The organism is Bauldia sp. (assembly GCF_965232525.1).
GTDB lineage: Bacteria > Pseudomonadota > Alphaproteobacteria > Rhizobiales > Kaistiaceae > Bauldia.
Map to the genome: position 1 here is coordinate 1,026,269 of NZ_OZ246980.1, position 22,472 is coordinate 1,048,740.

At 63.7% G+C, this 22,472-nt stretch carries 17 protein-coding genes; 12 read left to right on the plus strand and 5 right to left on the minus strand.

What is annotated here, in order from left to right; all coding sequences use genetic code 11:
• The first annotated feature begins 42 nt into the window (after positions 1-42).
• A complete protein-coding gene (locus tag ACO076_RS04920) occupies positions 43-675 on the plus strand; it encodes a chloramphenicol phosphotransferase CPT family protein (protein WP_421725609.1) in 633 nt (210 codons plus the stop codon).
• A gap of 108 nt (positions 676-783) precedes the next feature.
• Positions 784-1,341, plus strand: coding sequence for an HNH endonuclease (locus tag ACO076_RS04925; RefSeq protein WP_421726676.1), 558 nt, complete (start codon positions 784-786; stop codon positions 1,339-1,341).
• Positions 1,342-1,410: 69 nt separating this feature from the next.
• Here the strand turns inward: ACO076_RS04925 and ACO076_RS04930 are convergent, their stop codons facing one another.
• Positions 1,411-2,271 (minus strand): SDR family NAD(P)-dependent oxidoreductase, encoded by an 861-nt coding sequence (locus ACO076_RS04930; protein WP_421725610.1) that lies wholly within the window; start codon positions 2,269-2,271, stop codon positions 1,411-1,413.
• A 112-nt stretch (positions 2,272-2,383) separates the two neighbouring features.
• On the opposite strand from ACO076_RS04930, the gene ACO076_RS04935 reads away from it, so the two are divergent.
• Complete coding sequence (locus ACO076_RS04935) at positions 2,384-3,229, plus strand: YihY/virulence factor BrkB family protein (protein WP_421725611.1); 846 nt, start codon at positions 2,384-2,386, stop codon at positions 3,227-3,229.
• Here ACO076_RS04935 and ACO076_RS04940 read toward each other — a convergent pair.
• Entirely contained in the window at positions 3,182-5,419 is a 2,238-nt protein-coding gene (locus tag ACO076_RS04940) for an FUSC family protein (RefSeq protein WP_421725612.1), read from the minus strand. The genes ACO076_RS04935 and ACO076_RS04940 overlap by 48 nt on opposite strands.
• A 207-nt stretch (positions 5,420-5,626) precedes the next feature.
• Here ACO076_RS04940 and ACO076_RS04945 point away from each other — a divergent pair, with 207 nt between their 5' ends.
• Positions 5,627-6,580, plus strand: coding sequence for an AEC family transporter (locus ACO076_RS04945; protein ID WP_421725613.1), 954 nt, complete (start codon positions 5,627-5,629; stop codon positions 6,578-6,580).
• Here the strand turns inward: ACO076_RS04945 and gluQRS are convergent.
• Positions 6,577-7,452, minus strand: a complete 876-nt coding sequence (gene gluQRS / locus ACO076_RS04950; protein ID WP_421725614.1) for a tRNA glutamyl-Q(34) synthetase GluQRS — start codon at positions 7,450-7,452, stop codon at positions 6,577-6,579. The two genes, ACO076_RS04945 and gluQRS, sit on opposite strands and share 4 nt — an antisense overlap.
• A 75-nt stretch (positions 7,453-7,527) precedes the next feature.
• Here gluQRS and ACO076_RS04955 point away from each other — a divergent pair, with 75 nt between their 5' ends.
• The 8 genes from ACO076_RS04955 to ACO076_RS04990 all read left to right on the plus strand — a co-directional run bounded on the left by ACO076_RS04955 (position 7,528) and on the right by ACO076_RS04990 (position 18,591).
• Positions 7,528-8,166 carry a DNA-3-methyladenine glycosylase family protein gene (locus tag ACO076_RS04955; protein WP_421725615.1) on the plus strand — a complete coding sequence of 213 codons (639 nt, stop codon included), beginning with the start codon at positions 7,528-7,530 and terminating at the stop codon, positions 8,164-8,166.
• Entirely contained in the window at positions 8,166-8,807 is a 642-nt protein-coding gene (locus ACO076_RS04960; RefSeq protein WP_421725616.1) for an alpha/beta hydrolase, read from the plus strand. Before ACO076_RS04955 ends, ACO076_RS04960 begins: the two co-directional genes overlap by 1 nt.
• Positions 8,808-8,856: 49 nt before the next feature.
• Entirely contained in the window at positions 8,857-9,984 is a 1,128-nt protein-coding gene (locus ACO076_RS04965) for a VIT1/CCC1 transporter family protein (RefSeq protein WP_421725617.1), read from the plus strand.
• Positions 9,985-9,997: 13 nt separating this feature from the next.
• Entirely contained in the window at positions 9,998-11,110 is a 1,113-nt protein-coding gene (locus ACO076_RS04970) for an NAD(P)/FAD-dependent oxidoreductase (RefSeq protein ID WP_421725618.1), read from the plus strand.
• A gap of 89 nt (positions 11,111-11,199) precedes the next feature.
• Positions 11,200-12,870, plus strand: coding sequence for an NAD(P)-binding protein (locus ACO076_RS04975; protein WP_421725619.1), 1,671 nt, complete (start codon positions 11,200-11,202; stop codon positions 12,868-12,870).
• Entirely contained in the window at positions 12,867-16,448 is a 3,582-nt protein-coding gene (nifJ, locus tag ACO076_RS04980) for a pyruvate:ferredoxin (flavodoxin) oxidoreductase (RefSeq protein ID WP_421725620.1), read from the plus strand. Before ACO076_RS04975 ends, nifJ begins: the two co-directional genes overlap by 4 nt.
• Before the next feature lie 4 nt (positions 16,449-16,452).
• Positions 16,453-17,457 (plus strand): dihydroorotate dehydrogenase-like protein, encoded by a 1,005-nt coding sequence (locus ACO076_RS04985; protein WP_421725621.1) that lies wholly within the window; start codon positions 16,453-16,455, stop codon positions 17,455-17,457.
• Between the two features lie 84 nt (positions 17,458-17,541).
• Positions 17,542-18,591, plus strand: a complete 1,050-nt coding sequence (locus ACO076_RS04990) for an MBL fold metallo-hydrolase (protein WP_421725622.1) — start codon at positions 17,542-17,544, stop codon at positions 18,589-18,591.
• A gap of 7 nt (positions 18,592-18,598) precedes the next feature.
• Here the strand turns inward: ACO076_RS04990 and ACO076_RS04995 are convergent, their stop codons facing one another.
• Positions 18,599-21,109 carry a TIGR02302 family protein gene (locus ACO076_RS04995; RefSeq protein ID WP_421725623.1) on the minus strand — a complete coding sequence of 837 codons (2,511 nt, stop codon included), beginning with the start codon at positions 21,107-21,109 and terminating at the stop codon, positions 18,599-18,601.
• An 80-nt stretch (positions 21,110-21,189) separates the two neighbouring features.
• The gene (gene lysA, locus ACO076_RS05000) at positions 21,190-22,467 is read right to left on the minus strand and encodes a diaminopimelate decarboxylase (protein WP_421725624.1); all 1,278 of its coding nucleotides are present in this window, start codon (positions 22,465-22,467) and stop codon (positions 21,190-21,192) included.
• Between the last annotated feature and the right edge of the window lie 5 nt (positions 22,468-22,472).

The following is a 22,472-nucleotide window of genomic DNA, read 5'->3' on the forward strand; positions in this document are numbered from 1 at the left end:
TTCGAGTCAAACCTGCAATCTACCGGCGAGGGACTACGTTACATGAGCGATCTAGGTCAGGTCGTCATCCTCAATGGAGCACCGCGCGCCGGCAAGTCGTCGATCGTGACCGCCATCCAAGACTCTTTCGACGGGGTTTGGATCAATCTTGGCGTCGACGTCAGCGTTTTGGCGATGACGCCCAAACGCTATCGCCCTGGGATTGGGTTGCGGCCAGGCGGTGAGCGTCCGGATCTGGAGCCACTGGTTCCCGTTCTCTACGGTGCGCTCTACGACTCCATCGCCGCTCATAGCCGCGTGGGCCTCAATGTGGTTGCCGAGTTCGGTCACCATGACGGCCACTCGAATCCGAAGGGCATTCTCGAAGACTGCGCACGGCGACTCGACGGGCTGCCCGTGTTGTTCGTCGGTGTTCGTTGCCCGGTCGAGACGATCATGGAACGGCTGCGCGCCGGCCAGCCCGGACGGACCTACGAATCCGCCGATTCGACTGAAGAGATCCCCGCGCCGGTTCGTCGCTACAGCGAAGCGGTTCACAATCCCGGGATTTACGACATCGAGGTCGACACGTCGATGACGAGCCCGGCTGAATGCGCCGCAGCAATCCGAGATCGACTGCAAGCAGGGGTCCAGCGGCCGACCGCCTTTGAACGGCTGGCTATGAATGGCATTTGAGAGGCTCAGAACCATAGCCCCCTTCACACCCGTGTCACACACCCTGTAGAGTATGCGCCGCGCTTCGGGGCTATGCCCTTCAATGCGCTCAGTGATTCGGGAGTGAACGTGACCATCCACGTATCGCCAGGGTCGAATCCGGCGCTGGTTCTCAATGCGGACTACCGGCCGCTTAGCTACTATCCGCTTTCGCTTTGGTCTTGGCAGGACGCCATCAAGGCGGTGTTCCTTGACCGCGTGAATATCGTGTCGGAGTACGAGATCGCGGTGCGCAGCCCGTCGTTCTCGATGAAGCTGCCGTCTGTGGTTTCGCTGAAGAGCTTTGTTAAGCCGGCGCGCCACCCGGCGTTTACCCGGTTTAATGTTTTCTTGCGCGATCGTTTCCAGTGTCAGTATTGCGGGGTTCGCGAGGATCTGACGTTTGATCATCTGATCCCACGCTCGCGCGGCGGGCAGACGACCTGGGAAAATGTGGTCACCGCCTGTTCGCCGTGTAACCTGAAGAAAGGCGGCAAGCATCCAAACGACGCTCGGATGTGGCCCGCGCAGACCCCATACCGACCGACGGTGTCCGATCTTCACAACAATGGGCGACGCTTCCCGCCGAACTACCTTCACGATTCCTGGCTCGACTATCTCTACTGGGATACCGAACTGGAACCCTAAAGGCCGTCCGCGGCAGGTGCCCTGCGGCCAATCGGCATTCGCCAGCCGTGGGCAATTGGTTGCCGTTGGTTATTGGGTTTCTGTGTCGGGTCTCTTGCGTGTTCGCCGGACGATCCGGTCAAGTGTGCGCGTCGGGAGCGCGCGCCGCAGAAAGCTGCCAAGATGGGCCGGAATGGTGACGGGATAGCGTGCCCGGGGGGTTCGACTTTCCAATGCATGGATCACCTTGGCGGCCACCGCTTCCGGACCGCGCCGGAACGGATCGCTGGTGTGGCCGTCCTTTCGTCCCGACAGATCGCGGCGATAGGCGTCGCTGTGAACGGAATCGTCGATGGGAACGGTCTCGTGGATGTTGGCGATCGCGGTCGCACGGAAATTGCTGGCGATCGGTCCCGGCTCGATCAGCACGACCTGAATTCCGGCTTCATGGAGTTCGTTCCGCAGGGTGTCGGCGTAGCCTTCGACTGCATATTTGGAGGCGACATAGGCGCCCCGAAAGCGAGCGGGCACGAGGCCTAGGATCGACGAGCAGAACAGGATGCGGCCATGTCCTTGGCCGCGCATGGTCGGAATGACTTGCCGGGTGAGGGCATGCCAGCCGAACAGGTTAACCTCGAACTGGTTACGAAGGAGCTCAGTATCGAGGTCCTCCAGAGCACCAGCTTGGGCGAAGCCGCCATTGTTGAACAACGCGTCGAGACGTCCGCCGGTCGCCGTGAGTACCGTGTCGACCGCCGCCGTCATTGACGCTTCGTTTGCGTAGTCGAGAACCACACCGGTCAGCCCTTCGGTAGCAAGTCGAGCGACATCATCGGCTTTGCGGGCACTGGCGAAGACCTGCCAGCCACGAGCGGCGAGATCATGGGCGGTCCGATAGCCGATGCCGGATGAGCAGCCGGTGATAAGGACTGTGCGCCGGTTGTCGGTCAAGGATCTGGCCTTCGCGATTTGGTCAATTGTCGCGCAATAGCTAACAGTTAACCTCCCGCAGGCGAAACGGGATCGAAGCACTCCGGAAATGGAACAGGTTCAGAGCTACGGAATGAGGCGCTATTGGACCGTCCTCGTCGATGCCGTCGATCATCTCAGCAATGATGATGGTTTTGCGCTGGCGAGCCATGTTTCGCTGACAGCGCTGATGTCAGTCTTCCCGTTCCTGATTTTTGTGGGTGCGCTCGCCGGCTTCATTGGCGAGGCGGGGCTGGCGGATCAGGTCGCCGCGCTGCTCTTCGAAACCTGGCCTGATGATGTGGCCGAACCGATCGCCAACGACGTGCGCCAGGTGCTCACCAATCAGAGTACTGGTTTGCTCACCGTCTCGGTTCTGATCATGATTTATCTTGCTTCCAACGGCGTGGAGGCGGTCCGAACCGCGCTCAACCGGGCTTACCGGGTTCCGGACACCCGGTCGTTCATCCACCTGCGCTTGCAAAGCGTCGGCTTTGTCATCCTCGGTGCGATCGCCAGTCTGACGCTGGCTTTCGTGGGCGTGCTCGGACCGACACTGTTCAACTGGGCGGCGGAGCACTTCCCCAATCTCGCGCCCTATCAGACGATCTTCGACTATGCCCGTTTTGGCGTGACCGGCGTGATGGTGATCTTCGTGCTTGTCAGCGCCCACGTGTGGCTTCCAGCCGGACGCCCCCCACTCAGGCGGCTTTGGCCGGGGATCGCGGTCACCGTCGTCCTATGGTCCGTGGCCGCGTGGGGATTTGGCTTCTATCTGCAGCGCTTCGCCCACTACGCAACATACTATGCCGGCCTTGCCAGCGTCTTTACCGCCTTGGTTTTCATGTATCTAGTTGCATTGATTATGATTTTCGGCGCCGAGCTCAACGCCTCACTGGCGCGTATCGGCCATCGCCGTATGGCGTCGCGTGGGATGTAGCGACCAGCTCAGCCAGCGGGTTCGCGAGGCGGCGCCGGCGACGCTGGCCTGGGCCGCATCGCCTGCTTGGATGGCTTGATCGAGTCGCGTGAGCCATTCGCTCCAAGCCATGATCGCTAAAGCCTCCCCGACATCCGCTCGATCGGATCGGGCAGTGGTGCATAGGCAATCGTTGAGGCCGCTGGGGTGGCTATGGGGGGCAGGGGGTGGCTTGCTAAGGGCCTTCGCATCAGGCGATTCGAGACGATCGGCGATTGCTGCCATCCGGTCCGCCATGGCTTCGGTATCGCTGCTGTTCGCATCGGCTGCCGCGGTGCATCCCGGTGGTGGGGTGGCGGGATAGGCGGGGACCAACCCGCCAAGGAACGAGTGGACCAATCCAGGCGCTCGGCCGAGCGCGGTCCACGCTTGGGTATCGATACGCTCGCCCCGCTCGCCGAGGGCTGCCGAGAACGCCGCTGTCGACTCCTCGATGGCGGCCTCCAACCGCTCCGCCGCAGCCTTTCGCTCGGCGGGTTTCGCCGTGAGAACGATTCGCAGCCCGTCTGCTGCCGTACGGTAGACAGCCGCGGCGGATCGTGCCAGCGCGGCGCGCGCACCCCGTGGCCAGAGGATGAGCGCCACGATCGCCGCACTTATCGCGCCGATCGATACAGCCTCGAGTCGCACCAGCGCGGTGCTCACTCCCTTTGGATCGATGATATCGAACAGGCAAACCACCATGACGGTAAACGCGGCCTGTCCGATCGAAAAGCCAATCGCGCCCGGCGCGTAGCCGGCCAGGAAGACCAAACCCGGCATGACCCACCACAGCAGCGAGGTGTCGCCGGCGGTGCTCAGCAGAAGCGCTGCAGAGAGCACGAAGCCGACGGTTGTGCCGGCGATTGCCCAGAGAGCGGTCGCCGAAGTTGAAGCGGCGCTCGAGCGCAGAACCGATAGAACCCCGAGAACGATCCAGAACCCGTGATCGAGGGGCGCGAATTTCGCCACGACGACGCCCAGCCCCATAGCCGCGGCGCCCCGCAGGCTGTTGCGGAACACGACGCCGCTTGGATCGAGATAGGTACGGACCGTCCCCCGCAGTCTCAGGAACGCGTTCGAGGCATCACCCATTTCGCCGGAGAGTTCCGGAGCCGAGGCGACAGGGTGGACCCGGTTACCTACCCCCAAAGCCTCCGCCGCGTCGGCCTCGATCCAAAGGGTAACATGACAAAGGGCGAGCAACGGGAACACCGCCGAGAATTCGGCGACGAGGTCCGCTTCACGGTCGACGGCCAGTCGCGTGGCTGCCTCGGCGGCGACCTTCCGTCTGGCGGTCAGGCTTCGGTCGAGGTCGCCGATCGCCCCGACAACACTCTGGGGTGCGGTTCGCCCAGTAAGGGCTGTCTCAGTCCGCCGAAGGGCGTCGACAACCTGGGTGACCAGATCGGAGTCTTCCGGCGACAAACGAGCCGAAAGCACATCCTCCGTCAGCTTGAAGGCACCGTCGAGCCCATCGAGAAGGTTAAGCAAACCGATGTCGTGTGCGGCGATGCGGGCCGGGCGTAATGGTGCCGACGCCTTGGCTTGCGCGCTCGCTAACGCGGCTGCCGCGCGCTTCATCGCTGCCGCGGCGCCCTCGCCGTTCCGCTTGGCCAGCGCATCGGCAAGGTTGGCCGCGGCAGCAGCCAGTGCCTCGCGAATGTCTGCGCGGCTGTCGACCGGCCAGAGGACAACAACGGCGACGGCGGCAGTGAATCCGCCGATGCCCCAGCCGATCACCCGATCGAGCAATCCGATCGTCTCCAGCGGTACAAATACGGCAAACGCAAAGGCGAGCGCGACCGGTGCAACAAACGATGCTGCGTAGACGCTGACGACACCCGCGAAGATGACCGTGAAAGTAATAGCCGCCATGACCAGACCTGCGACAATGGTCGTGTCGACGAGGAGTGAGCCCGCGATGACGGACAGATTGGTGAAGACCAGCATGATCAACAGAGCGATGCCGCGGGCACGTATCGGGCCGCCGACGTCGGCAAAGACCAATGCACAGAATGCCGAGAGGAAGCCGAAGACACCAACCAGCGTTTGGTCGAATCCGAAATCGGCTACGACAAAAATCACAGGAGCAATGATTGCCGCCCGAAGGGATTTGCGAAGATTGATGAAATCGGGATCGTGAATCCGAAAACGCGGCAATCCAGCCACGGCAGTCTCCGATGATTCTGGCGGTCGGTTGATCGCACGTCGGCCGTTGCGCCGTCAGTCTAGTATCCAAGCCTTCGCGCGGCTAGGACGATCGGCGGCCAGCGGTCGGTAAGGCCGGCACCGGGATTCGCCTTTTTCCTCGCCTCAAAGGCCAGTTTCCGGCAAGGTCCATGGCTCTCGCCTAGAGTTCTGCACTATCCCGTCCCGATGACCCATCTCGTCGACATCGTCCTTCCCGTGTTCGGGCTGATCGCTATTGGCTATGTGGTCGGATGGTCCGGGCTGCTCGGCCGGGCGACGGGCGAGGCGATCGTCGACTTCGTCTTCGTCATCGCGATCCCGGTGTTCATCTTCCGAACGTTGGCGACCGCCGAGTTCGCCGAGGCGCCTTGGCGCATCTGGCTCCCCTTCTTTTCGGTGTTCGCGGTGATGTGGGTGCTGGGCGATCAGGCCATTCGTCGGTTTTTCGCTCGCGACGCCAGAGCTGGACTCGTTGCCGGGGTCTCTGCCGCCTATGGCAACACCGTGCTCGTAGGCATTCCGCTTGCGACTGCGGCGTATGGCAGCGAGGGTGCGGTCGCTATCGCGTTGATCATCGCCATACACATGCCGGTTGCGATGACGGCGAGCACGATCCTGATTGGCCGGGCCGAGCGTCGCGATGGCGTAGCCGGTGCGTCGACGAGCCCCACCGAACTCGGTGGGGCGATGGTCCGCAACCTGATCAAGAACCCGATCATCATCGGACTCGCCCTTGGTGTGGTTTGGGGCCTCATCGGCTTGCCGTATTCGGGGCTTGGCGCAACGCTTATCGACGAAATCGCCGACGTGGCGCCGCCGCTGGCATTGTTCTCGCTTGGTATGGCGCTGCGCCGATACGGCATTCGGCGGAATGTGCCGGCCGGTCTGGTATTAAGCATGCTCAAACTTTTTGTGATGCCCGGTCTGGTGCTTCTCCTCGCAGTCTATGTGGTGCCCATGCCGCCGGTATGGGCGAAGGTCGCCGTCATCGCCGCAGCGTGCCCGACGGGGATCAACGCCTATCTCATCGCTGCCCGCTTCCGTACCGGAGAAGCGCTAGCGTCGAACGCCATCACCCTGTCGACTGGTCTTGCAGTCATTACGGCGACGGTTTGGCTGGGAATCGTTGCCGCGATCTAGTCGGCGCGGACATCTTGTTGAAGGCCGACCATCGCGCGGACATCCGCAGGCGTCGCACCGTTCTCGCGCAATGCTCGGAGGCTGGTGTCGCGATCGGATTTGGACAGCTTGCGACCGACTGCATCGGTGATCAACCGATGATGGTGGTAGACCGGCGTCGGAAGTCCGAGAAGCCGCTGAAGCAGCACATGCGCCGACGTTGCGTGAAACAAGTCCTGACCGCGCACGACATGAGTGATGCTCTGATCGGCATCGTCGACGACGACCGCCAGATGGTAGCTGGTCGGTATATCCTTGCGGGCGACGACGAAATCACCCCAGGCTTCCGGATGGCCAGTGACGGTTCCGGACTCGCCCTCCGGTCCACGGCCTTCCTCGTGCCACGACAAGATGCCCGCCTGGGCGATCGCATCATCGCTGATGAGACGCAGGGTATGGGGCTCACCGGCTGCCACGCGCCGGCTCACGTCTTCGGTTGACAGTAGCCGGTCGTGCGGGGGGTAGACGGGTGCGCCATCAGGATCACGAGGCCAGTCGGGGGTCGAGGTTGCGGCCGCAATCTCGCCACGGGTCATGAAAGCCGGGTAGATCAGCCTTTCTCCCGCCAGACGATCGAGTGCGGCCCGGTAGGCGGTCATGTTCTCGGATTGGCGTCGCACCGGCTCCTCCCAGGTCAGCCCGAGCCAAGCCAGGTCGCGGAAGATCGCTGCCTCGAATTCGGGACGAGTGCGGCCGATATCGATGTCCTCGATCCGCAGGAGAAAACGCCCGCCCATCTGCCGGCAAAGCGCATAGCTGGCCAGCGCCGAGAAGGCATGGCCGAGATGCAATTCGCCATTGGGGCTCGGCGCGAAGCGGAAAATGGGTTGCATGATCGGGGGCGCGGCTTGAACGGTGGCGACCAGTGCTTTAGCAGCGGGCGGCGTGCGCGACAAAGGCCGGCAACGATGCGAACAATCACCACCGATGCCGATGTGGCGGAGGGGCTTGCGTTTCTCGCCCGTCGCGATCGACGGCTGAAGGAAGTGATCGATACCGCCGGTCCGGTTCCACTGCGTCGCACCGCCGCCGGCTTTGAAGGGCTGGCGCGCATCGTAGTTGCCCAGCAATTGTCAGTCGCCAGTGCGGCCGCCATTTGGGGACGAGTGCAGTCGCTTTTGCCCAATTGCGACGCGACGGCAGTGCTAGCCACGTCGGAAGCGCATCTGCGTGGCGCTGGTTTGTCCGCGGCGAAGATCCGGACGCTTCAGGCGATCGCCGAGACGGCGGTGCAAGGCTTCGACTTCAACCGGTTGGCCGAGCTTCCGGGCGACGAGGCTCATGCAACACTCACCGAAATCAGGGGCATCGGACCCTGGACCGCCGACATCTACCTGCTGTTCTGTCTCGGTCACGCTGATATCTTCCCGGCCGGAGATATCGCGCTTCGCAATGCGGTGGCTGACGCCTTCGGTCACGACGATCCAATCCCGATCGACGATCTGCATGTGATGGCGGAGATGTGGTCGCCTTGGCGCGGGGTCGCCGCGCGCCTGTTCTGGGCTTACTATCGCGTGATGAGACAACGGGCGGCGGTACCGGTGTAATGCTCGACGGACCTCGCATTCCACCGGCCAACGGTGGGCCGGCCAAGTCGCTGGTGGTACTGCTCCACGGTTATGGCGCGGACGGCAACGACCTGATCGACATCGGTCGATTCTGGGCGCCGCAATTCCCTGACACCGCGTTCGTCTCACCGAACGCACCGGAGCCCTGCCCGGAAAACCCAATCGGTCGGCAGTGGTTTCCGCTGTCGGTTATCGATCTCCACCTGATCGACCAAGGCGTCCAGTCGGCCGCGCCGGTGCTGAATGACTTCCTCGATGCGGAGCTGGCTCGCCATGGGCTCGACGATACAAGGCTGGCACTGGTCGGCTTCAGCCAGGGAACGATGATGGCGCTGGAGGTCGGCCCGCGCCGCTCGCCGCCGCCAGCCGGTATCGTCGGCTATTCCGGGCTGCTCGCCGGTCCCGAGCGGCTGGAAACCGCGCCGGAACGCCCGCCGGTTCTGCTGGTTCACGGCGAAGCCGATCCACTGATCCCGGTCCTTGCCATGCACGCGACGGTACCCGCGCTCGGCGCGGCCGACTTCCAAGTCGAATGGCATGTCTCGCCCGATCTGGAGCATGGGATCGATGCCAAAGGCCTTGAGCTGGGTGGTGCGTTTCTGCAGCGCGTGCTGCGGTGATGACTAGCGACGGACAGGAGCTGTTACGGGCACGGCAGGGAGGAGATCGGTGAAAGCAAGCGCGGACGACGTTGCCCGCTACCGGGCCAACCTGCAGGGCGAGGTCGATAGTATCGCCCTCTACAGCGCGCTGGCGGAAGCCGAGGCCAATCCGAAAATCGCCGAGGTGTATCGCCGACTTGCCGCAGTCGAGCAGACCCACGCTGAGTTCTGGCAGCGGCAACTCCATTCCGCCGGCGCCGACTATGCCAGCTTGCGGCCGGGGTTCCGCGCCCAGGTGCTAGCCTGGCTGGCCCGACGCTTCAGCGCGGCGACGATGCTGCCTGCCGTCGCTGTGTCGGAGGCGCGCGATCAAGCAGTCTACAAGGATCAGCCCGAGGCGATCGCGGCGGGCCTCCCGACCGACGAGCAGTCTCATGCGCGGGTAATCGGCGCCGCGATGGCTGGAACCGGTGGGTTGGCCGGATCGGAAATCGCCAAACTCGAGGGTCGACACCGCGCGGGGGCGGGGAACGCGCTCCGTGCGGCCGTGCTCGGCGCCAATGACGGGCTTGTCTCAAACACCAGTCTGGTGATGGGCGTTGCCGGCGCCTCGGCGGCGGAACAGACCATCCTGCTCGCCGGGCTTGCTGGCTTGATCGCCGGTGCCTGTTCGATGGCAATGGGCGAGTGGCTGTCGGTCAACAGCGCCCGCGAGTTGGCCCAGCGGCAGATCGCGATGGAACGCTCCGAGCTCGCGCAGTTCCCGGAACAGGAACGGCAGGAGCTAGTGTTGATCTATCAGGCGAAAGGGCTCACCGAAGAGGAGGCGAAATCCGTGGCCGATCGGTTGCTCGCTGATGACGGAGCCGCGGTCGACACCTTGGCGCGGGAAGAGCTCGGTATCGATCCCAAGGAACTTGGCGGCTCCGCCTGGGTTGCCGGGGCCTCGTCGTTCTTTCTGTTTGCGCTCGGCGCAATCTTTCCGGTGGCACCGTTCTTTTTCCTCACCGGTACCGCCGCGATGGTCGCCGCGCTTGCGTCAAGCGGTGGCGCCCTGATCCTCATCGGCATCGGGACATCACTGTTTACCGGTCGTGGGGTGATGTTCTCGGCGTTACGGCAGTTGCTGATCGGTTACGCCGCAGCGGCGATCACCTATGGGGTTGGCGCCCTCGTCGGCGTCTCACTGCAATGACGGAGACGGGATGATGCGGGTCCTCGTGTGCGGTGCCGGCGTGATCGGCGCTGCGGTTGCGTATTTCCTTACCCGACGTGGCATCACCGTCTCGCTCATCGAGCGCACCGATGTGGCTTGTGCAGCCTCCGGCAAGTCGGGTGGCTTCCTGGCGCTTGATTGGTGCGACGGCAGCCCGCTTGAGCCCCTGGCGCGGCGCAGCTTCGTCCTCCATGCGGAACTCGCCGAGTCGCTCGGCGTCGACTACGGCTATCGTCGAATGACGACTTATAGCGGTCATGCTGACGCGCGGGAGCCGACGCTTGCGAGCGACGACCTGGATGTGGGGTGGCTGTCAGATCGAGTCAGCCTCGACCGCCGCCTCGGCACCACCGAGACCACGGCGCAAATCGATCCGGCGCGTTTCACCCGCGCGATGGTGGACGCGGCAATGGAAGCCGGCGCCGAGCTGGTCACCGGCACGGTGACTAACGTTATGCGGACCGACGACGGAACGCGCGCCATCGGAGTCACGGTCGACGGCAAGCCCGTGACCGGCGACGCGGTCGTCGTCGCGATGGGACCCTGGTCGATCCTGGCGTCAGCGTGGATGCGGATGCCGCCGGTGTTTGGTCTAAAAGGCCACAGCGTTATTTATGGGGCCGAGTCGTCGCTTCCGGCGGATGCGCTCTTCATCGATATGCGAGAAGCAAGTGGCGCGGTGTCGTCCCCGGAGGTGTTTCCGCGTCCTGACGGGACGACCTACATATGCGGCGTGTCGAGCGAGGTTGGCCTGCCGGTCGATCCAGGTGCCGTTGAACCCGATCCTGAGGCAATCGAACGGTTGGAGGCGATGGCTTCAGCGATGTCGCCAGCATTGACCAACGCGCCGGTCTTGGCGCGTCAGGCCTGCTTCCGACCATTGACCCGCGACGGCCTGCCCCTGATCGGCGTGGTGCCTGGCCTCGAAAGTGCCTACGTCGCCACCGGTCATAGCGTCTGGGGTATGCTGAATGCTCCGGCAACCGGTGAGGCCCTCGCGGAGTTGATAGTCGATGGCATCGCCAGAACTGTCGATCTTTCAGCATTCGATCCTGGGCGCATGCCGCCGTTCGATCCGACCCGGCTCGATCTGCAGGCTCATTAGCTCCCCCTCATCCGCGCAGTTTTGACCTGGATTAATGTGAGAAAATTCCGTCACCGCTAAGGCTACCTCCTCACGGGAGCGAGGGTGCCATGAGCCTGATACCGTCGGACCTGACGCCCGTTCTGCAGGCAACGCTGCAGAAGGGGTTGGGACCGCAACGTTGGCAGCGGCCGGTCTGGGTCGATCATCTGCCGCCTTGCAACAGCGCGTGTCCAGCCGGCGAGAACATCCAAGCCTGGCTTGAGCATGCCCGCGTCGGCGAATTCGAAGCCGCCTGGCGGACGCTGGTGGCCGACAATCCGATGCCGGCCGCTCATGGTCGCGCCTGCTATCACCCGTGCGAAACTCACTGCAACCGCAGGGACTTAGATGAGCCGGTTCTGATCCATGCGGTCGAGCGGTTCCTCGGCGACCTCGCCTCCGAGAAGGGCTGGACTGTGCCGACGGGACCCGACACTGGCAAACGGGTTCTGATCGTCGGTGCCGGTCCGGCGGGTCTCTCCTGCGCCTGGCATCTGCGACGGATGGGCCACGCCGTCGAGATTCGAGACGCCATGTCAGAGCCCGGCGGTATGCTCCACTACGGCATCCCTGCCTACCGGCTGCCACGCGCGGAGCTTATGGCCGAGATCGAACGCATTGCGGCGATGGGTGTCACGATGACCATGAACACCACGGTCGACGACCTCGAACGCGATATGGCCGAAGGCGGGTTCGATGCATGCTTTGTCGCGATCGGTACCCAGGCTGGCAACCATCTCGACATACCGGCGGTCGACGGCCGCAAGATGGTGGACGCGGTTCGCCTGTTTGAGGACATCGAGACCGGCCGCGCTCCGTCGGTGGGCCGGGTCGTCGGTGTTGTCGGCGGTGGCAACACGGCGATGGACGCCGCGCGCACAGCCAAGCGCCTCGGTGCCGAAGAGGCGATCCTGATCTATCGACGCGACCGCGCTCACATGCGCGCCGATCCCTACGAAGCCGATGAAGCATTCTTCGAGGGTGTCAGGGCCAAGTGGCTGAACGCGCCGGTTCGTTTCGGCAACGAAGGGGTCACCATCGAGGCGATCGAACTCGACGAGGACGGTTCGCTCCGGCCGACCGGGGAGCTGGAAACACTGCCGGTCGACACGCTGGTGCTCGCGCTGGGCCAACACGCCGAGACCGAATTCCTGCATCGGATCGACGACATCGCCTTCGCTCGCGACGACAGCGTTCTGGTCGATGCGACGATGATGACCGGACGTGCCGGTGTCTTTGCCGGCGGCGATCTGATCGGCGGCGCACGGACGATGACGGCGGCCACCGGTCACGGCAAGAAGGCTGCTCGCGCGATCGACGCTCGGCTAAAGGGCGGTACCTACGCGCCTGGCGAGAAAGCACCGCCGGTTGATTTCGATATGCTCAATCTGCCGCATTTCCTGGATGCCGGCCGTTCGCAGATGAGCGCGCTGCCGCTCCAAGCCCGCGATGGTTTCGCCGAGGTTGTCGCCGGGATCAGTGAGCGGGAAGCCCGCTACGAGGCCGATCGCTGCCTCTCCTGCGGCAACTGCTTTGAATGTGACAACTGCTTTGCTGCCTGTCCGGAACAGGCGGTGATCAAGCTCGGCAAGGGGAAGAAGTACACCGTGGATCTCAACCTCTGCACCGGCTGCGCGGTCTGTTACGACCAGTGCCCCTGTCATGCGATCGAGATGGAAACAGAACCGGTCGGCCCCGAAGACGCAGTGCGGCCCGCGCGTTTCAAGGTGCGGCCATGAGCGCGCCAGAGACCGCGACCCTCGACGGCAATGCGGCCGTCGCCCACGTCGCTTACCGGCTCAACGAAGTCTGCGCCATCTACCCGATCACGCCGTCGTCACCAATGGCCGAATATGTCGACGAGTGGATCGCCAAGGGCATCGCCAATGTGTGGGGCACCGTGCCGGTGGTCCAGGAGATGCAGTCCGAGGGTGGTGCCGCCGGAGCCGTGCACGGCTCGTTGCAGAGCGGTGCGCTTACGACGACTTTCACGGCGTCCCAGGGCCTGCTGCTCATGCTCCCGAACATGTTCAAGATCGCCGGCGAACTGACGCCTGGGGTCTTCCATGTGGCGGCGCGCTCGGTAGCCACCCAGGCCTTGTCGATCTTTGGTGACCACCAGGACATCATGGCGGTGCGTGCGTCGGGCTTTGCGCTGCTCGGCGCTGCCTCTGTTCAAGAGGCCCATGATCTCGCCGCCGTGGCCCAGGCCGCGACCCTTCAGTCGCGAATTCCGTTCATCCATTTCATGGATGGCTTCCGCACATCCCACGAGGTGAACAAACTCACCCTTCTGCCGGACGAGGCACTACGGGCGATGATCGATGAGACCCTGATCCGCGATCATCGCGCCCGGGCACTCAGTCCGGCTCATCCGGTGGTGCGTGGCACGGCGCACAATCCCGATACCTTCTTCCAGGCTCGCGAGACCGCCAATCCTTTTTACGCTGATGTCCCGGCGATCGTGCAGGCAGCGATGGATCGGCTCGCCGATCTCTGCGGTCGTCGATACCGGCTGTTCCGCTATGACGGTCACCCGGAGGCCGAGCGTATCGTCATCTCCATGGGGTCGGGTAGCGAAGTCGTGCGCGAGACTGCTCTTTCGCTGGCCGAGCGCGGCGAGAAGGTCGGGGCGCTTCAAGTGGTCCTTTACCGACCATTCTCCGCGGCCGACTTCCTCGCAGCCCTACCGACTTCGGTGAAGTCGATCGCGGTGCTCGACCGCTGCAAGGAACCAGGCGCTGCCGGCGAGCCGCTTTACGAGGATGTCGTCGCCACCTTTGCCAAAGCCGTCGCCGCCGGCGATCGCTCGGCGATGCCGACGATTATCGGCGGACGCTATGGCCTCTCGTCTAAGGACTTCCATCCCGGCATGGCCAAGGCCGTGTTCGACGCGATCGCGGAGGCCAAGCCGAAGAACGGCTTTACGGTCGGGATTGACGACGACGTGTCGGGAACCAGCATCGCCTTCGATCCGGATCTCGACATTGAAGCCGAGGGCACAACGCGGGCCGTATTCTTCGGGCTCGGCTCGGACGGCACCGTCGGGGCCAACAAGAACAGCGTCAAGCTGTTGGCCGAGCCGCCGGACCGCTATGCGCAAGGCTATTTTGTCTATGATTCCCACAAATCCGGCGCCGAGACTATTTCCCACCTCCGCTTCGGTGGCTCACCGATCTATGCGCCCTACCTCATTCGCCACGCCGACTTCGTTGCCTGCCATCGCTTCGAGTTTCTGAGGAAACGTGACGTTCTCGGCCCTGCCCGACCGGGAGCAACCTTCCTGCTCAACGCGCCGTATGGCCCGGACGAGGTCTGGAACACGTTGCCGCGACCGGTGCAACGGCAGATCATCGAGAAACGCCTCGAGTTCTACGTGATCGATGCGACGCAAGTGGCGCGTGACCTAGGTCTCGGACCGCGTATCAACACGATTCTACAGACCTGCTTTTTTGCGATCTCCAACATCATGCCGCGAGACGAGGCGGTAGCCGAGATCAAGACATCGATCGAAAAGGCCTACGGCCGCAAGGGCGGCGCCATCGTCCGCAAGAATTTTGCAGCCGTTGATGCCGCACTCGACAACCTCCATCAGGTTGCTGTTCCCGGCAGCGCTGAAATCACCGGTGCGCCCAATCCGTCCCTGGTTCCCGATGATGCCCCCGCCTTTGTCCGAGACGTGACCGCTTTGATGATGGAAGGGCGTGGCGACGATATCCCGGTCAGCGCCATGCCGATCGATGGCACGTTCCCAGTTGGCACCACCGCCTTCGAGAAGCGCAACATCGCCGTCGAGGTGCCGCTCTGGGATCCCGATCTTTGTGTGCAGTGCGGGCAGTGCTCGATTGTCTGCCCGCATAGCGTGATCCGCGCCAAGTACTATCCGGAGGAAGCGCTGGACGGCGCACCGGAAGGTTTTCGCTCCGCGCCGGTCAATGCGCGCGGCTTTCCCGGCAGTCGCTTCTCGCTCCAGTTCTACGTTGAAGACTGTACCGGCTGCGGGATCTGTGTCGAGAACTGTCCTGCAATCAGCCCGACCGATCCCGACCATCGCGCTATCGATATGGTCGACAAGCGGCCGCTGATGGACATCGAGCGCGAGAACATCGCTTTTTTCGAGACCCTGCCCTTGCCGGATCGATCGCGCGTCAACTTCGCCAACGTGCGTGGCGTCCAGTTCCTTGAGCCGCTATTCGAGTTCTCCGGCGCCTGCGCCGGTTGCGGCGAGACCCCCTACATCAAGTTGATCAGTCAGTTGTTTGGCGATCGGCTCCAGATCGCCAACGCGACTGGCTGCTCATCGATCTATGGCGGCAACCTGCCGGCCCATCCGTGGCGGACCGATGCTGCCGGGCGCGGGCCGACCTGGAACAACTCGCTTTTCGAGGACAACGCCGAGTTCGGCCTGGGTTACCGGCTGGCGATCGACCAGCAGACGACGATCGCTCGCGAACTTTTGAAGAAGCTTGCACCGGTCGTTGGTGAAGAATTGGTCACGGCCATACTCGATGCACAGCAGGTGACGGAAAGCGACTTCGCGGCCCAGCGCGAACGCGTGGCCGCGCTTTGCGACGCGCTGGATGGCCGGACCGATGACGAGTCCCTGAACCTCCTCGCGCTTTCGGATTTCCTCGTCCGTCGCAGCGTCTGGATCGTCGGCGGTGACGGTTGGGCGTACGATATCGGCTATGGTGGCCTCGACCACGTGCTCGCCCAGAATCGTGACGTCAACGTGCTGGTGCTCGACACCGAGGTCTACTCCAACACCGGCGGCCAATCGTCGAAGGCCACGCCGCTTGGTGCCACCGCCAAGTTCGCTGCCGCCGGCAAGCCGGTGCCGCGCAAGGACCTGGCGATGCAGGCCATCGCCTATGGCTACGTCTACGTCGCGCAGATAGCGATGGGGGCGAATTCGGAGCAAACCCTCGTTGCTCTGCGCGAGGCGGAGGCTTACCCAGGACCATCGCTCATCCTCGCCTACTCCCACTGCATCGCTCACGGTTTCGACCTGCGGTACGGGATGAAGCAACAGGCGCGAGCGGCGGCAGCCGGCTATTGGCCGTTGTTCCGTTACGATCCGACTCGTCGCGGCGGTGGCGCTAATCCGTTCAGCCTCGACAGCCCCAAGCCGCGCCTCAAGCTCGCCGATTTCACCCAGCGCGAACTGCGCTACGAAGGACTGGCGCAAACCGACCGCGAACGGGCCGAGCACCTGCTTCGACAGGCCCAGGCGGTGGTCGACGAGCGTTTCAGGGTCTACGAGGATCTGGCCGCGCGTGACGGCGACCGATTCCAGCCAAACTGGACGGAGGTCTGAACCGATGGTCGATCTCTCCACTACCTATCTCAATATGCCGCTCGCCCATCCGGTGGTCGCCTCGGCGTCGCCGCTTGGCCGCGCGCTCGACGATATCCGACGACTGGAGGACGCCGGGGCCGCCGCCGTCGTGCTGCCGTCGATCTATGAGGAGGAGGTGGAGGCCGAGGACGAGATCACCCTGGCGCTGGTGGAACAGGGCAGTTGGACGCAACCGGAGGCCGGGGACTACTTTCCCGCCCGGTATCGCGAAGTCGGTGGGCTGGACTCGCGCCTGGAGGCGATCCGTAGGGCGCGCGAAGCATGCGAGATCCCAATCATCGCCAGCCTCAACGGCTCGGCCCCGGCAGGCTGGGTCGAGTTCAGCAGCGAAATCACCCAAGCCGGCGCGTCGGCAATCGAACTCAATATTTATCGAGTGCCGGCCAATCTGTCGGAAAGTGGGGCCGAAGTGGAGCGCCAGTGGCTCGACACAGTCGCCGCCGTGCGCGCCGCGACCGAGTTACCGCTGGCGGTGAAATTGGGCCCTTGGCTTTCCTCACCGGGCCATTTCGCCCGCGGCCTAGTCGAGGCCGGCGCCAACGGACTGGTCCTGTTCAACCGCTTCTACCAACCGGACATCGATCTCACGACGTTGACTCCGAAGCCCGATCTTCAACTCAGTCATCCCTATGAAATTCGTCAGGCGCTGCTGTGGATCGCGCTGCTGCGCGACCGGGTAGCGGCGTCTCTCGCTGCGACCAGCGGCGTCGAGACGGCGGTCGAGGTGGTAAAATACGTGCTGGCCGGTGCCGATGTAGTAATGACCGCGTCGGCTCTGCTTCGCCACGGTCCGCAGCACATCGGAACGCTTCGCGACGGTTTGGCCGACTGGATCGCCGGCCGCGGCTTCGAAGATGTTGGCGCCATGCGCGGCCGGCTGGCTGCCGATCGGTTGGAGACTACTGAGCCGCTGCTCAGGGCTCAATATGCTCACATGCTGCTGAGCTACGATCCCGCTGCTGCTTGACGAGCTTCGGTTTGCGCCAGCTGCCGCCGGGCGCTATGTCGGAGCAGCGCTTGTTCCGCTATAGGTTCGGCTCGGGAGCGTGTGATGATTTTCCGTCAACTGTTCGACACGGTCTCGTCGACTTACACCTACCTGATCGCCAGCCGGAAGGGCGGCGAGGCGCTGATCATCGATCCTGTCCTCGATCGCGTTGATCGATATGTGCAGCTTCTCGATGAGCTCGACCTTAAGCTGATCAAAGCGGTCGACACCCACGTTCATGCCGACCACATCTCCGGTCTGTCGGAGCTGCGCGATCGGACCCGGTGTATCACCGTCATGGGCGAGGAAAGCGGCGTCGATGTCGTGTCGATGCGGGTCGGCGATGGCGACCGCGTCGAGATCGAAGGGATCAGCCTCGACGCCATCTACACGCCCGGTCACACCGACGACTCCTACTCGTTCCTGATGGGCGACCGGGTGTTTACCGGCGACACGCTGCTTATTCGCGGCACCGGCCGCACGGACTTCCAAAACGGGAGCGCCGAGGCTCAGTATCAGTCGATCTTCAATCGATTGCTCAAGCTTCCGGAGGCGACGTTTGTCTATCCGGCACACGACTACAAGGGCGATACCGTTTCCACAATCGGCGAGGAGAGGGCCTTCAATCCGCGGCTCCAAGTTGGTTCGGTTCAGGAGTACATCGACATCATGAACGGCCTCGATCTTCCTAATCCGCGAATGATGGACGTGGCGGTACCGGCGAACCTGCACCTTGGCCTCGATCAAGGAACGCCGGAACGGGTACAGTGGACGCTCGATGCGGAGACAGTCATTGATGCGGTCGACTCCCGTGAGGCGGTGCTCGTTGATTTACGCGATCGCTCAGAACGCGAACGCCACGGAGTAATCCCCGGATCGGTTCACGCGCCTTATCCCGATCTCGACGACCAGATTGGTCCGGGCGGTACGCTCAAACAGCTCGCCGACACGTCCGACAAGCGGCTCGTTTTCTACTGCGCCTTCGGCGAGCGCTCGGCCATGGCCGCGGAGGCTGCCCGTGCGGCGGGCCTTGCTGGCTCATGTCACCTCAAGGGCGGGATCAAGGCTTGGAAGGCCGCGGACGGACCGCTCGATACCCTGAAGCTGGTTTGAGCCACGCTCAGAACTGATTGAGCAGCCGCTCCAGATAGTCGCGCTCGATGACCGGACGTTCCGGATCGCTCAGCCGCTCGCGAATCGCCTCGAGAATCTCGCGGGCACGCTGGATGTCGATTTCGTCTGGTACCTCGACCGTCGATCCAAGGTCCGGGCCGAGCGTCCGCTGTGGCCGACCCAGCGGATCTTCGTTGGGCATCTGGCGTGTACCCGGGTTGCCGGCAAAGCCCGGCCCCTGATTGGTCAACTGCTGAGCCAGGCCCTCCGCGCCCTGGCGCAGCGCTTCCAACGCCCGCCCCTGATTGCTGAGGGCGCTGCCGGCCTGTCCTTCGCCGAGATCGCCGGCGGCCTGGCCCATCGCTTCACCGGCCTCGCCGAGGGGGCCACCTTCGCCGGGCTGCATGCCCATGCCTTCCATTTGCTCCATCAACTCGCCGAGCGCCTGTTCAAGCCCCTCTTGTTGCTGCTGCAACTGCCTAAGCGCTTCTGCCATTTCCTCCGGCGTCATCGGCTCGCCATTCTCGCCCAAGCCGCGCTCGGCGCGATGGGTCTCGTCCATCAGCTGCTGCTGTCGGCGAATCATGTCGGCGAGTTCGTTTAGGCTTTGCATCATCTCGCCGGCTTGCTGCTGGTCGCCCATCATCGGTCGGCCGGCCTGCAGATTCTCCAGCATGTTCTGCAGTTCGCTGAGCAGCTGCCGAGCGGCATCCCGCGCGCCGTTTCGCGCCAGATCCTCGATCTGGTCGAGCATGCGTTCGAGGTCCTGCGAACGTAGAGTTTGTGCGTCTGGATTGGGCGGCAGATTAGCAAAGTTCGGACTGCGCATCGCTTCCTCGGCGAGCGCCTGCATGAACTTCTGCAACGCTTCACGCAATTCGGCGGTGAGCCGCTCGATCTCCTCATCGGACGCGCCGTTCTCCAGCGCCTCGCGCAGCGCCTCCTCGGCGGCACGAAGTTCCTGAGCCGCGAGTGATAGATCGCCGTCCTCGATCCCGAGCGCAACAGCCCAGAGGTAGTCGACAACGTCGCGAAGATCGTCGTCGTTGCGGGCGCGGTTCAGCCGGTGATAGGCCGTGCGCAAACCCAGATAGTCGCCGATGTCGTCGAACGTGTCTTCCGGCGCGAGCGTCAGCGCATCGAGCGCATCGCCAACCAAGGGCGCGGTATTGGCATCCATGGCCAGACGGGCGCGCTGCTCGATCACCGCGCGCGCGAGGGGATCGACGAACCGGCGGGCCGGCAGTTCGACCTCGAGCGGGGCGCTGCGGCCCTCCTGTTCCGCTTCGTCGCGGGCCACCAGTGTCATCTTAACAGTCGCACCGGCCCAGGGATGGGCAGTGAGGTCGCGGATGGTTTCGCCAGTGCCGTCGCGAGTCCTGAGTTGCGGCAGGGATAGCGGGACCATTGGCGCCTCAAACAAGGGGCGTGCGGTCTGATCGGTGACCTGCTCGAGCGGCCTGACCTCGGCGCTCGCGTCGATGATTCCGTAATCGTCTTTGAGCGTATAGCGGAGCGTTAGGGCTCCGCTGAGGTTCGGTCGCGGTTCGCCAGCAAAATCGATCTGAGGAGCTCGGTCAGGCTCGACCGCAAACCGCCAGCGCATCACCTCGCTTTCGCCTTTACGGACGATGACATCGGCTGCGGTGTCGAGATCCACCCGTTGCTCCAACGGTGGCGCTTCGTCCGCTCCACCGTCCGCCATCTCCACGGCTGCGACTTTGGCTGGAACCTCCCAGTCTTCGATCCCTTTAGCGACGCGCAGATCATTGGCGCCGGCTGTGCGCACGGTGACGACACTCCCCGACGGCACGCTGAATCGGGTACCCGGCGGTTTTGCCGCATCGCCGGTCAGGAAGATCGGTGGTCGGCCCGTATAAGCCGGTGGTGTGACCCACGCGTCGATTCGGGCGACTGTGACCGCGGTGGTTTCGCCGCCACGGAAAGCTTCGCCGAGCATATCGATCCGGCCCGGCCCGGCGTAAACAAAGGCGACCACAAGAACCAAGATCACCAGAAATCGCACCGCGACCGGGTCGCGGCGGGCGAGGCCAGGTGCCGGGAGCCCGACTTTCAGTCGATCGAGCGCGGCCAGCAGCCGTCGTTGGTGCGCCGCCCAAAGTGCTTGTGCAGCGGGATCGTCGTCGCCGACCGCGAGCCGGTCGGTCAACGCGGTCGCCGGGCGATGGATCAGCCCGCTTGCCGCCTCGACGCGCGCCAGTGCGGCTTCGCGCCGCGGACGTCGCGATCGTAGGAAGCCCGCCGTGAGGACGATCGCCGCGAGACAAAAGGCGACGAGGATTGCGTAGCGTAGCGGATCGGAGACAACCCGCCACAGACCGAACCAGGAGACAATCGCGAACAAGGCCGCGAGAACCAAAAAAGCGGCAACGACCGGCCATGCCGTCTCCCACAGCATCGCCAGACGAGCTTTGAAGACGGCCCGTTCAACGCGGGCGACAACGTCGCGTTCGCTGATCGAGGTGTCGGGCGATTGTCCTTCGCCGGACTGCGCCATTCGCGTTTCGCCTTTCTGCCCCCAAGCGAAGGGTAGCACAGAGTTGGGAGAAATCGAGGCCGGTTATCTCGTCGCTGGACTCAGCTGTCGCCCTTGAGCCAGGGCGGGAGGATGTCGACGCCGATCAGCTCATCGTAGGTCTGCCGCGGCCTGACCACTGCCCAGTCCGAGCCGTTAACCATCACTTCCGGCAACAGCGGGCGTGTGTTGTAGGTCGATGCTTGGACCGCGCCGTAGGCGCCGACGGTCATGATCGCAATCAGGTCGCCCTGGTTGAGCGGCGGGAGCGGCCGGTCGTGGGCGAAGTAATCGCCGCTCTCGCAAACCCCGCCAACGACGTCGACCGTCACCTCAGGAGCATCGGCCGAAGCTTGCCGCACCGGGCGGATGTCGTGATGGGCTTCGTAGAGCGTCGGCCGGATGAGGTCGTTCATCGCCGCGTCGACGATCAGGAAAGTCTTGGCGGCGCCGGTTTTCAAATAGACTACTTCGCTGACCAGGATACCGGCATTGCCAACGAACACCCGCCCCGGCTCGAACAAGATCTGGCATCCGAGATTGCCGAGCCGACGCCGAATGATCTCGCCATAGGCGGCGGGCTCGGCCGGCGGTGGATCATCCAATCGATAGGGAATACCCAGTCCTCCGCCGGCGTCGACATGGTCGATCGTGTGTCCGTCGGAACGCAAGATGCGCACCAGATCGGCGAGCAGTCCATACGCCTCGTCAAAGGGCTCCAGATCGGTGATCTGGCTTCCGATATGCATGTCGACGCCGCTCACCTGAATCCCGGGGAGCCGCGCCGCGTGGGCGTAGACGTCGCGGGCACGCTCGTAGGGGACGCCGAACTTGTTCTCCGCCTTTCCGGTGGTGATCTTGGCATGGGTGCGTGCGTCAACGTCTGGATTGACCCGGATTGCCACTCGTACGGTGGCTCCCTTGGCCGTGGCGATCGTCGAGATCAGTTCAAGTTCGGGCTCTGACTCGACGTTGAAAAGGGCGATGCCGGCATCGATGGCAAAGGCAATCTCTCGGGCGGTCTTGGCCACGCCTGCGAAAACGATGCGATCCGGCGGGGCGCCGGCATCCAGCGCACGGCGCAGTTCCCCCTCTGAAACGACGTCAAGCCCGGCACCTTCATCCAGGAACGTCCGGATCACGGCCTGGTTTGAATTCGCCTTCATCGCGTAGCAGATCATTGTGTCCAGACCGGCCAGCGCGGCGTCGAACACGCGATAGTGGCGGACAAGCGTGGCCGTCGCATAGCAGTAGAACGGCGTCCCAACTGCTGCCGCGATGTCAGGCAAGGGCACATCTTCGGCGTGAAGAATGCCGTCGCGGTAGTCGAAGTGGTTCACGGGTT

Excerpts from the sequence above, each read along its gene's own strand:
- nifJ (WP_421725620.1), top strand. The coding sequence starts at position 12,867 with ATGAGCGCGCCAGAGACCGCGACCCTCGACGGCAATGCGGCCGTCGCC.
- ACO076_RS04955 (WP_421725615.1), top strand. The coding sequence starts at position 7,528 with ATGCGAACAATCACCACCGATGCCGATGTGGCGGAGGGGCTTGCGTTT.
- ACO076_RS04920 (WP_421725609.1), top strand. The coding sequence starts at position 43 with ATGAGCGATCTAGGTCAGGTCGTCATCCTCAATGGAGCACCGCGCGCC.
- ACO076_RS04985 (WP_421725621.1), top strand. The coding sequence starts at position 16,453 with ATGGTCGATCTCTCCACTACCTATCTCAATATGCCGCTCGCCCATCCG.
- ACO076_RS04945 (WP_421725613.1), top strand. The coding sequence starts at position 5,627 with ATGACCCATCTCGTCGACATCGTCCTTCCCGTGTTCGGGCTGATCGCT.
- ACO076_RS04960 (WP_421725616.1), top strand. The coding sequence starts at position 8,166 with ATGCTCGACGGACCTCGCATTCCACCGGCCAACGGTGGGCCGGCCAAG.
- ACO076_RS04995 (WP_421725623.1), bottom strand. The coding sequence starts at position 21,109 with ATGGCGCAGTCCGGCGAAGGACAATCGCCCGACACCTCGATCAGCGAA.
- ACO076_RS04935 (WP_421725611.1), top strand. The coding sequence starts at position 2,384 with ATGAGGCGCTATTGGACCGTCCTCGTCGATGCCGTCGATCATCTCAGC.
- gluQRS (WP_421725614.1), bottom strand. The coding sequence starts at position 7,452 with ATGCAACCCATTTTCCGCTTCGCGCCGAGCCCCAATGGCGAATTGCAT.
- ACO076_RS04975 (WP_421725619.1), top strand. The coding sequence starts at position 11,200 with ATGAGCCTGATACCGTCGGACCTGACGCCCGTTCTGCAGGCAACGCTG.
- ACO076_RS04970 (WP_421725618.1), top strand. The coding sequence starts at position 9,998 with ATGCGGGTCCTCGTGTGCGGTGCCGGCGTGATCGGCGCTGCGGTTGCG.
- ACO076_RS04990 (WP_421725622.1), top strand. The coding sequence starts at position 17,542 with ATGATTTTCCGTCAACTGTTCGACACGGTCTCGTCGACTTACACCTAC.